Source organism: Thermomonas sp. (assembly GCF_025993755.1).
In the GTDB taxonomy this organism is placed as follows: domain Bacteria; phylum Pseudomonadota; class Gammaproteobacteria; order Xanthomonadales; family Xanthomonadaceae; genus Thermomonas.
Map to the genome: position 1 here is coordinate 1 of NZ_JAMQHN010000123.1, position 9831 is coordinate 9831.

A 9831-nucleotide genomic window follows, 5' to 3' on the forward strand; every position below is an offset into this window, starting at 1 on the left:
CGCAGCGACCCGCGCGACGTCCCTGCGATCATTGCATTGAGCAAGGCGACCTATCGCAAGATGATCCAGAACCTGTGGTGGGCCGCCGGGTACAACATCGTCGCCATCCCGCTCGCTGCCGGCGTTCTCGCTGCATGGGGGATCATGCTGCAACCCGCGCTTGGTGCAGTGCTCATGTCGCTGAGCACCATCGTGGTGGCGATCAATGCGCAGCTGTTGCGCCGGGCGGTACGGTCCCCATGAACATGAACTGGCGACACCTATGACCACGCGCCGGCTTCTGGCACTCAACGTTGGCTCGTCCACCCTCAAGGGCGCGTGCTATCTGTTGCACGCTGAGGGGCCAGGCGCGCAGCCACGCGTCGTGGAGCGCTCCCGGGCCGAGATTGCCGTCGGCGCGGATGCGCAAGAGCGACTTGCCACCCTGCTCGAAATATTGTCGATACCGGCGCCCGGCCCCGACGTGGTGGTCCACCGAATCGTACATGGCGGCGACCTGCGCAACGCCAGCGAGCTCGACGAAGATGTACTTGCGAAACTGGATGCCTTGGTGCCATTCGCACCCTTGCACCAGCCGGTCGCCCTCGCGTTCGCGCGTGCCGCGCGCCTGCGTTGGCCGCAAGCCCGCCAGGGCGTGGCCTTCGACACGGACTTCCACGTGACACTCGCACCCTGGAGCCAGCGCCTGCCCATCCCCGAAGCATGGGATGCGCTGGGCGTCCGCCGCTACGGTTTCCACGGACTCGCCTTCGCCTCTGCACTGCGAGTCGTGGCCAGCCAGGACGCCGGAATCCTGCGGAGCCGCGCCGTCTTCGCGCATCTGGGGGGTGGTTGCAGCGTCTGCGCCGTCGAGGACGGTCGGAGCCGCGACACCACCATGGCGCTCACTCCGCTGGGGGGAATCCCGAGCCCTACCCGCTCCGGGGATCTCGATCCCGGTGCGTTGCTGTACCTGCTCAGGCACGAACGGCTGGACGCGCAAGCGATTGAAGATGGTTTGTCCCGCACTGCAGGTCTTGCCGGCATCGCCGGGCACGGCGATATGCGCGTGCTGCTTGCCGATCCTGGCCCGCAGGCCCAGCTTGCCGTGGACCTCTTCGCAGTCCGGATCGCGCAGTCCATCGCGGCCATGGCCACGGGAATCGGCGGACTCGACCATGTCGTCTTTTCCGGCGGCATCGGCCACCGCGCGCCGGGTCTGCGGGCGCGGATCATCGCGCGCTTGGGCTGGCTTGGCCTGGCGCTGGCACCTGACGACAACGATGCTGGGGCCACGCGGATCGATGCCGCGAGCGGGCCGGCCATCTGGAACGTCGCGATTGATGAGGAACGCGAGCTGGCCGAATCAGCATTGGCCTGGCTGTAGTCCAGGGCATACCGCCAGGGCGGCCCCAGCCAGGATTACTCGCCGATCGGTGGCGTCGTGAGCACCGCTGCGAATCCACCACCTGGGGTGCGCATGTTCGTAGTCTGGCCCTGATAAAGCCGGGCCGCGAACAACAGCACACCCGCCTCGGACGCGAAGCAGCGCACGTCCGCCTTGAGGGACTGGCCCCCATGCACGATCCGCATGCTCGGTGGCGCGAAGGCCTGTGCGATGTAGGTCGCCGACGCCATCGACTCCCACGTTCGCCGGGTGAGCTTGTCGCCCCGATAGCTGCCACGGCTGCCGAACCCTGCTGCAGGCTTGAAGAAGTAGCCGTTGCGCGCTGCCCACAGCGCATCCCGGTTTCCGGGGACGACTTCAACCGTTGTCGGGATCACCTCGGCCAGCAGGGCTGTCAAACCCGCATCGACCCCAAACCCGCCGAGCAAAGCCGCGTCTCCAAGCACCGCCAGGTTGCGCTTGTCGGCGAACAGCGCGTGCGCACGCGGATGCGGGGTGAGTGCGACGTCCCCTGCGAGATAAGCCTGACGAAGGTCCGCATGCGAAGCTTCCTCAAGCGCGAAATCGGTCAACCGGTTGTAGACCATGTCGATCGGGCCGTCGGCATCTGCAAGCCCCTCCGGGCCGAACCTCAGATCCTCGGGCGCGCGTATCACGCAGTCCACGCCGTGCTCCCGGAATGCGTCCGCGTACAGCTCGAACTCGGGGTAGAGGAACTGCTCCCGCGGGGCGCTGTCCACGATGGCCACACGGGACGGCGCGCGGCCCGACTGCTGCCGGGCATCGTCAAGCCAGGCGGCTACAGCCGCGCTATGGGCCTCCGTCGCCGTGGTCCAGGTGGTCCACGCAGCCGGCGCGCAAGATCTCACGGCATCGAGCAGCACGGCATTGAGGAGCAGCCCGCCTGGATTGGTGTTGACCTCGATCAACCGCGGGCCGTCGACGGTCAGGTGAAAGTCCAGCCCCAGGACGCCACCCGCCGAACCCGGGTAATGGGTTGCGATGTCGGGGGCCCATTGCAGGACGCGCTCGCGGTATCGTGGATTCTCTGCAACTTCGAAGAGCGCCGCCGCGACTCGCCCCATGGCGTCCAACGCCGCACGGTCGACGAACAGGGCGTACCGAGAGAACAGATGTGCGTGAACGGCCGGGTCAGACATGGACTCCGAGAAGGCGGCCCGGATCGACTCGTGCAGCCGCAAGACGTCGACTACTTCGCATGCACACCGCTGGTTGAGCGAGGCACCCACTGAAGTGGCACAGTTGATATTGCAGCCTGACTGGCCAGCCATTCTTGGGGCTCCCTAGGTTTACGCCTCGACGCAGCCTGGTTGCTGCGCTGCTGCATCGATCCCGCCCAGCAGTCATGTTATCTGCTCTCAGGACAAGCGCCGCTTTTCGAAGAAGACAGAGGTAGGGCGTGATGCCCCAACTGAACATCCGCTCGGGTTGGCAATCCAGCCCGCCCACCCTCGATAACGGGCCCTTATCCGCCGCCCTACCCTCCCCGGGCAACGTCCGCATGCGGCCAGAAGCGGACATTCTGTCTGTTGTCTCCGCACCAACTCATTCCTTGGGCGCTTTGATTGTGTGTTAGCGCAAAACAGGTAGCGATCCAACCGCGGCGCGCAACTCATCAAACACCACCCGAACCCTGCCTGATACGGGCCCGCGCTGAGGCCGGTAGACGTACAACCCCCATGCAGGAGGTCCCTCCTGCTCCAGTACCTGCACGAGCTTTCCGCTGGCGATGTAGGGAGCCGCCATGTAGTCGGCCAGTTGAGCGAAGGCAATCCCGGCCAACGCCGCCCCCATTTCCATATCGGCGTTATCTGCGATGAAGGCCGGCGAAGTGGGCGTCCACTGGTGTCCCGCCTTGAAGTGCCAAGGCCAAGGGCGGCCGGTATTGATATCCACGGCAGCTGTAACCGGCAACCTTGCTAGCGATTCGATCCCTTCAGGTACGCCCACTTTCTTGATCAGGCGCGGAGCCGCAACGATCGGAAGCCGCATGTCGGCCGCCTTTCGCGCAACGAAGCGGCTGTCGCGCATGAATCCGACCCTGATCCCGACGTCGATTCCTTCGTCAACGGGATTGCTGACGCGATCGGATAGGCGCACGTCCAGCGTGATGCCGGGATGGCGCGCGGCAACGCGCTCCAATGCGGGTAGAACTGCCCTGGTGCCGAGGCTGTGTGGCGCGGTGATCCGAACCGTGCCCGACAGGGAAGCCTGCTGATCCGCACCAGGTATCCGCCACAGGTCTTCGAAGCGCTCCAGGGCAGGACGCACCTGTTCCAGCAAGCCCTCGCCAAAAGCCGTGATGCGCACCTGGCGTGTGGTTCGATGGAACAATACCTCGCCGTAATGCTCCTCCAGGCGCTTGATAGCGCGTGTGACGCCTTGGGGCGATGTCCCCAGCCGTACAGCCGCATCACGAAAACTGCTGCACTCGGCAGTCACGCGGAAGATCCGCAGTAATTCGATTTCCTTGTTCACAGCGCGCACCTCGCGGCCATTTTCCGACGCTCAAACATTATTCCATATACAGGAATTATGAAAGCTAAATAATTCCATATACATATCGAAAGCGGGTTCCCAAACTTGGCGCCATTCCCGGATACCCGGCTGCTGTCCACCCGAACACGGAACCCGCATGAACACGACGAATCTGATCACCGCCTATTACGACGCCTTCAACCGCGGCGACCGCGAGGCCATGCTGTCGATGCTGACCGATGACGTTGCGCACGACCTCAATCAGGGTGCGCGGGAAACCGGACGCGATACGTTCCGTACGTTCCTGCAGCGCATGGATCGCTGTTATGGCGAGCAGTTGCGCGACATCGTGGTGATGGTCAGCGCCGACGGCCTGCGTGCAGGCGCCGAGTACGTCGTGCATGGCGAGTACAAGGTGACGGACGAGGGGCTGCCGGTAGCTCAAGGCCAGCGTTACGTGCTGCCGGGCGGAGCGTTCTTCGACATCCGCGACGGCAAGATCGCGCGCGTCACGAACTACTACAACCTGGGCGACTGGATCGCGCAGGTGGGCGGGAACGACTGAGATGAAGGCCGACGTGCGCGTGCTGACCTTCCGCGGAGCGGAGATGACCGAATGGCTCGACGCCGTAGCACGCCTGCGCGTGGAGGTCTTTCGCAACTTCCCCTATCTGTACGAAGGCGACGCCGCATACGAGAAGCACTATCTGTCCATGTATACCCGCTCGGCGGACAGCCTGCTGGTGCTCGTGCATGCCGACGGCCAAGTCGTCGGTGCATCCACGGGCTTGCCGCTGGGCGATGCGGAGTCCGCCATCCAGGCGCCGTTTACCGAGCGGGGAATCCCGGTAGAGAACGCGTTCTATTGCGGCGAGTCCGTGCTGCTTCCGGCCTTCCGTGGCCTTGGCCTGGGTCATCGTTTCTTTGACGAACGCGAAGCGCACGCCCGTTCGCTGGGCGATATCCGGTGGACGGCGTTCGCATCCGTGGATCGCGCAGATGACGATCCTCGACGCCCGGTCGATTACCGCAGCAACGATTCTTTCTGGGCCCGTCGCGGCTACGTGCGACAGCCGGACATGAAGGTGCGGCTGCCTTGGAAACAGGTGGGCGAGACGCACGAAACCGAACAGGCATTAACGATGTGGCTGCGCCCTTTGGAGAACGCCAGATGAAATTGGCTGTTGCGAAATACGAGGTGGGCCAACCCGCCAGTTTCGAAACATTCGCGGCGCGCCAGCGGTTGATTCTGGACGAAGCGCGTCGCGCCGGTGCGGAGCTGGCCGTGCTGCCCGAATACCTGTCGCTCGAACTGGCGTCAACGTTCGCGCCCGAAATCAGCCGCGACTTGAACGCTTCGCTGGCCGCGCTGCAAACGCTGCAATCCGAGTGGCTGGCGCTGTACGCCGACCTGTCGCGCGAGCTGCGCCTGGTCATCCAGGCCGGCACGTTCCTGACCGAAGTCGCCCCGGGACGCTATCGCAACCGCGCATGGTGGTTCGCCCCGGACGGCACGCGCGGCTATCAGGACAAGCTGCAGTTGACCGGATTCGAGCGGGACGCTGGCGTCATCGAGGGCGGCGACGAACTCAAAGTCTTCGACTTGGCGGGCGTGCGCGCCGGCATCGCCATCTGCTACGACAGCGAATTCCCCTTGCCCGTGCGCGCCCAACGCGAAGCCGGCGCCCGTCTGCTGTTGGTGCCGAGCTGCACGGATACGCAGGCGGGCGCGACCCGGGTGCGCGTCGGCTGCATGGCGCGCGCACTGGAGAACCGGATATTCGTCGCGCAGGCGGTAACCACCGGGACCGCCGACTGGAGTCCGGCTCTGGATACGAATACCGGCGAGGCCACGATCTACGCGCCGATGGACCACGGCTTTCCCGATGACGGCATCCTCGCGACGACCCGCGGCGGGCAAACGTGGGCGATCGCCGATCTCGACATCGACGCGCTCGAACGCCACCGCGCGCAGGCCCAGGTGGCCGTCGACCTCGATTGGGATGGCCAGAAGGCGCCGGCATTCCGGCAGGCCCGGCATTCGTGACCGGCAATTCCTTTCACCCCGCACACCACCCCGAACCCGAAGCGGAAAGCCCGCCGTCAGGTTCACTCCAACCCGAGGCATGACCATGACAAAACTCCCGGTACCCGCCCTACTGTGCTCCCTCGCCGCCCATGCCGGCGATGGATGCGACGGCCTGCCGAACTGGCAGCAGCTCAAGCAGGCCCTCGCCAATGCCCGCAAGGACGCCAACGGAAGCTTCAACCTCGACAGGTGGGCACCGTGGTGGCGACCGACGGCACGGTCTGCGCCGTGGCGCATACCGGCGCCAAGGTCGGCGACCAGTGGCTCGGCAGCCGGGTGATTTCCGAGCAGAAGGCGAACACCGCGAACGCCTTCAGCCTGCCGGGCCTCGCCCTGTCCACCGCCAACCTCTATTCGCCCACGCAGCCGGGCGGCAGCCTGTTCGGCCTGCAGTTTTCCAACCCGGTCGATACGCAGGTAGCCTACGCCGGCAGTACCGCGGACTTCGGCACGGCGAAGGATCCGCTGGTGGGCGCGCGGATCGGCGGCGTGAACGTGTTCGGCGGCGGCCTTGCGCTTTACGACGCGAAGGGAGCGCGGGTGGGCGCGCTCGGCGTCAGCGGCGATTCCTCTTGCGCCGACCACAACATCGCGTGGAAGGCCCGCCACGCGCTCGCGCTGGACTACGTGCCGGCCGGCGTCAGTCCCGCGAAGGACGACAACATCGTCTATCTCGACAAGGCCGAGCAGGCCAATGGCTTCAAACACCCGATGTGTGGCGGAACCGAGGACAAGGTGACCCTGCCCCCGGTGCGAAAGCGGTAAGTTGAGCCACAACGGGCGTGCACGCCCCGCCCTCGTGCAACGACCGGGAAGCCGCCGCATGGCCACCATTGGAAGCACGCCAGAGGCCACCATTGTGTACGGCATGCCGGCCTACGCCGACCGGGCCGCGGCCGTGGACGAAGTGCATGCGCGCCCGCATCCGCTGCTCCAGCCCCCGCGCGGCCTACTGCAATTCGCCTTCAGCAACCAGCGCGAGCTGTCCAATGTCGCATGACTGCCTTGCTTGACCAGATCCTCCTAGGCCCCCGCCATGCCATACAGGCGCAGATCTTTGAGCTCTTTGTCCAACTCACGCATGATCGGCCTCCTGCACGACAATGTCTGTGCGCAGGCTGTCGTAGCGCGCCGTGTCGGCCAGGGGGGGCCTGGCTCACCTGCAGGATGGTCGCAACTGTCTCGGGCAGGGGCTGTGCCTGCAAGCGTGCCGGCACGTTGATGACGTGTTCGCAGCTCACAGCTTCGCAAGATCGAAGGGTAGAGCCTTGGGTATAAAGTGGCTCGATTCTTCGGTCTTCTGGGGCGGTGATTTACGCGACCTGCAGTGTCGGATAGTCTGTATAGCCCTTGGCGCCACCTGCGTAGAACGTGTTGGAGTCAGGCGCGTTCAGCGGTGCCTTGGCCCTGATGCGTGCGGGCAGGTCCGGGTTAGCCAGGAAGGCGGTGCCAAAGGCCACAGCGTCAAGCTTGCCTGCGGCAATAGCTGCCTCTGCCTCATCAGCGCTGTAACCCATATTGCCCACCAACACACCCTTGTACTTTTCACGCGCTACGGGCATGACATCGGCCTTCTGCACGCCGAAGAAATCGGCGCGCATCACGTGCAGGTAGGCTAGCTTGAAGGCATTGAGCCTATCGGCCACGAAGCCGATGAGGGCCAGCGGGTCGCTGTCTTTCATGCTGTTGTAGCTGTTGAGTGGCGACAGGCGCAGACCCACACGCTCGGAACCGATCGCCTGGGTCACGGCAGTGAGTACCTCGAACAGCAAACGTGCACGGTTTTCCAGCGATCCGCCGTAAGCATCGGTACGCTGGTTGGGCGTATCGCGCAGAAACTGGTCGATCAGGTAGCCGTTGGCGCCGTGCACTTCCACACCATCAAAGCCGGCGGCAATGGCGTTGCGTGCGCCTTGGGCAAACGCAGCCACGATGCCGGGAATCTCTTCGACGGTCAGGGGGCGGGGCACCGCGTGCAGCACCTTGCCTTGGGGCGTGTGAATCTCACCCTCAATAGCGGTGGCGCTGCTGGAGACAATGGGGGCGCCATCGGCAGCGCCAGGGTAGGCTGCGCGGCCAGCGTGCCAGATCTGCATGAAGATGCGTCCGCCCTTGGCGTGCACCGCGTCGGTCACCTGCCTCCAGGCTGCAATCTGCGCGTCGTTGTAGATGCCAGGCTCATTGACGAAGGCCGATGTACCGGGCGCCACCATGGTGCATTCGGAAATCAGCAGGCCGCCGGTGGCTCGCTGGCTGTAGTACTCGGCCATCAGCGCGTTGGGCATGTGGCCAGCGTCGGCACGGGTGCGGGTCAGCGGTGCCAGAAGGATGCGGTTGGGCAGGGTGAGAGAACCTACTTGAAGTGGATTGAATAGCATGTGGATGAAAACCCAGATTAGTGAACAGAAAACAGTGGTAAAGCTAACAGTTTTCCCAATACTCAGAACTTTGAAAGGTCTCTGAACTTTGAAAGGTCACTGAAGACTGCTTTGGCACGGCTGGTGATTTTGCACCCAACGCACGATGTAGTAGACGCAAGTGGGTAGGCCTTTGCTTCCGACAGTTTCGCGGCGGTCTCCAGCCGTACATGCACCAAACGCCTTTGGTCATCCACCGCGTCGCAACTCCCTGACACCCCGGCCAAGCTTGCGGCGCAACAGGGCCCGCAGGGCCACCCCATCCGAGTACCCGACCTGTGCGGCGACCTGGTCGACGCTGGCGTTCCCGGTGCGCAAGAGATGGACGGCATGCTCCACGCGCAGGTCCTGGAAATACGACAGCGGTGTCTTTCCCAAAACGCTTTGCAGCCGCCGCGCCAAGGTGCGCTCGCTTGTGCCCGCGGCACTGGCCGCCTCGGCCAGCGAGAATCCCTGCGCGAGCCGACGTCTGGCCCAGCACTCGAAGCGCTCCACCATCGGGTCGGCATGCGCAAGGTGGTCGGGAATCACGAACTCGGCTTGCGAACTGCGTGTCTCGACCAGCAGATAGCGTGCCACCAGGGCCGCCAGCGCCGGACTGCGCCCTCGGATGATGCGCAAGGCCAAGTCGACGTGGGCCAAAGCGGCACCCGCGGTGGTGAAGCGTGTCGAGTTCACGATCATGCGTGACTCGTCCAGAGTGACGTTCGGATAGCGCTGCCGAAACATCGGCCCCAGCCACCATGACGTCGTCGCACGATGCCCATCAAGCAGGCCACTCTCTGCAAGCAAGAAACTACCGGAGCAAGCGGCACCAAGGTGCGCGCCAGCGGTGCACCACTGCTGTAGCGCCGCGACCGCGTCGGGCACATCGGGGCGTGTGAGTCGAGCCGAGAGCGTGTCAGGCATCTTGTCGCCAAACGCCGGCACGAGCACGACGTCTGGTTCGGGCACACCATGCGCAGTGACCACGGGGACCGTCAAGCCTTGCGCAGTTCGGATGCGACGCCGCACGCCCACCAGCGTGAGCTCTATGTGGGCGGGAGCCTGTGGCAGCGAGCCCGCCATCGCATTGGCTAAGCCCACTGTGTCAGTGAACGCCGCAAGCCCCAGATCAAACACGCCATCACAAACAAGGAGGTGGAGTTTCATGGCAGCAATGATATCAATGTTGTCATTATTGCCAATAGAGATGTCTGTCATGAAGACTCAGACTGCAGTCTCGTCGATCCCTTTACCCACTTTTCCATTTACCCAAAGGAATACAGCATGACCAAGCTCGCCCTGTTTGTTCGCCTCGAAGCTAAACCCGGCCAGGAAGCTGCGCTTGCCGACTTCCTGGCCAGCGCACTGCCGCTCGCCAACGCCGAGTCCGGCACCACGGCCTGGTTCGCATTGAAGTTTGGCCCTTCGACGTTTGGTGTGTTCGATGCCTTTGC

Annotated in this window: 10 protein-coding genes and 3 pseudogenes; 8 read left to right on the plus strand and 5 right to left on the minus strand. The window is 64.2% G+C overall.

Annotation, left to right across the window (positions count from 1 at the left end; all coding sequences use genetic code 11):
• Both Q0X16_RS08865 and Q0X16_RS08870 read left to right on the plus strand, forming a co-directional pair.
• A pseudogene (locus tag Q0X16_RS08865) lies at nt 1-243 on the plus strand (heavy metal translocating P-type ATPase); the annotation flags it as partial.
• Between the two features lie 19 nt (nt 244-262).
• Nucleotides 263-1366, plus strand: a complete 1104-nt coding sequence (locus Q0X16_RS08870) for an acetate/propionate family kinase (protein ID WP_162797638.1) — start codon at nt 263-265, stop codon at nt 1364-1366.
• Between the two features lie 35 nt (nt 1367-1401).
• On the opposite strand, the gene Q0X16_RS08875 is transcribed toward Q0X16_RS08870, so the two are convergent.
• Nucleotides 1402-2589, minus strand: coding sequence for a hypothetical protein (locus Q0X16_RS08875; RefSeq protein ID WP_297833260.1), 1188 nt, complete (start codon nt 2587-2589; stop codon nt 1402-1404).
• A 391-nt stretch (nt 2590-2980) separates the two neighbouring features.
• Entirely contained in the window at nt 2981-3886 is a 906-nt protein-coding gene (locus tag Q0X16_RS08880) for a LysR family transcriptional regulator (RefSeq protein WP_297833261.1), read from the minus strand.
• Between the two features lie 157 nt (nt 3887-4043).
• Here Q0X16_RS08880 and Q0X16_RS08885 point away from each other — a divergent pair, with 157 nt between their 5' ends.
• From Q0X16_RS08885 to Q0X16_RS08905, 5 genes are all read left to right on the plus strand, one after another.
• Nucleotides 4044-4451: a ketosteroid isomerase-related protein gene (locus tag Q0X16_RS08885; protein ID WP_297833262.1), complete on the plus strand. Its 408-nt coding sequence runs from the start codon at nt 4044-4046 to the stop codon at nt 4449-4451.
• A gap of 1 nt (nt 4452) precedes the next feature.
• A complete protein-coding gene (locus Q0X16_RS08890) occupies nt 4453-5061 on the plus strand; it encodes a GNAT family acetyltransferase (protein WP_297833263.1) in 609 nt (202 codons plus the stop codon).
• On the plus strand, nt 5058-5933 hold the full coding sequence (locus Q0X16_RS08895) for a carbon-nitrogen hydrolase family protein (protein ID WP_297833264.1): 876 nt from the start codon (nt 5058-5060) through the stop codon (nt 5931-5933). Before Q0X16_RS08890 ends, Q0X16_RS08895 begins: the two co-directional genes overlap by 4 nt.
• 240 nt (nt 5934-6173) lie before the next feature.
• A complete protein-coding gene (locus Q0X16_RS08900; protein WP_297833265.1) occupies nt 6174-6740 on the plus strand; it encodes a heme-binding protein in 567 nt (188 codons plus the stop codon).
• Nucleotides 6741-6798: 58 nt separating this feature from the next.
• Nucleotides 6799-6975 (plus strand): hypothetical protein, encoded by a 177-nt coding sequence (locus Q0X16_RS08905; RefSeq protein WP_246455121.1) that lies wholly within the window; start codon nt 6799-6801, stop codon nt 6973-6975.
• A 75-nt stretch (nt 6976-7050) separates the two neighbouring features.
• On the opposite strand, the pseudogene Q0X16_RS08910 reads toward Q0X16_RS08905, so the two are convergent.
• The 3 genes and pseudogenes from Q0X16_RS08910 to Q0X16_RS08920 form a co-directional block, all read right to left on the minus strand.
• Nucleotides 7051-7216 (minus strand): annotated as a pseudogene (locus tag Q0X16_RS08910) (IS21 family transposase); the annotation flags it as partial.
• Between the two features lie 72 nt (nt 7217-7288).
• Nucleotides 7289-8353, minus strand: a complete 1065-nt coding sequence (locus tag Q0X16_RS08915; protein WP_297833266.1) for an alkene reductase — start codon at nt 8351-8353, stop codon at nt 7289-7291.
• A 228-nt stretch (nt 8354-8581) separates the two neighbouring features.
• On the minus strand, nt 8582-9595 hold the full coding sequence (locus tag Q0X16_RS08920; RefSeq protein ID WP_297833267.1) for a helix-turn-helix domain-containing protein: 1014 nt from the start codon (nt 9593-9595) through the stop codon (nt 8582-8584).
• Between the two features lie 66 nt (nt 9596-9661).
• Here Q0X16_RS08920 and Q0X16_RS08925 point away from each other — a divergent pair.
• Nucleotides 9662-9831: pseudogene (locus Q0X16_RS08925) on the plus strand (antibiotic biosynthesis monooxygenase); the annotation flags it as partial.

What these genes read in the sequence shown, in the direction of transcription:
- Q0X16_RS08870 (WP_162797638.1), top strand. Translation starts at nt 263, where the DNA reads ATGACCACGCGCCGGCTTCTGGCACTCAACGTTGGCTCGTCCACCCTC.
- Q0X16_RS08885 (WP_297833262.1), top strand. Translation starts at nt 4,044, where the DNA reads ATGAACACGACGAATCTGATCACCGCCTATTACGACGCCTTCAACCGC.
- Q0X16_RS08890 (WP_297833263.1), top strand. Translation starts at nt 4,453, where the DNA reads ATGAAGGCCGACGTGCGCGTGCTGACCTTCCGCGGAGCGGAGATGACC.
- Q0X16_RS08895 (WP_297833264.1), top strand. Translation starts at nt 5,058, where the DNA reads ATGAAATTGGCTGTTGCGAAATACGAGGTGGGCCAACCCGCCAGTTTC.
- Q0X16_RS08905 (WP_246455121.1), top strand. Translation starts at nt 6,799, where the DNA reads ATGGCCACCATTGGAAGCACGCCAGAGGCCACCATTGTGTACGGCATG.
- Q0X16_RS08915 (WP_297833266.1), bottom strand. Translation starts at nt 8,353, where the DNA reads ATGCTATTCAATCCACTTCAAGTAGGTTCTCTCACCCTGCCCAACCGC.
- Q0X16_RS08920 (WP_297833267.1), bottom strand. Translation starts at nt 9,595, where the DNA reads ATGACAGACATCTCTATTGGCAATAATGACAACATTGATATCATTGCT.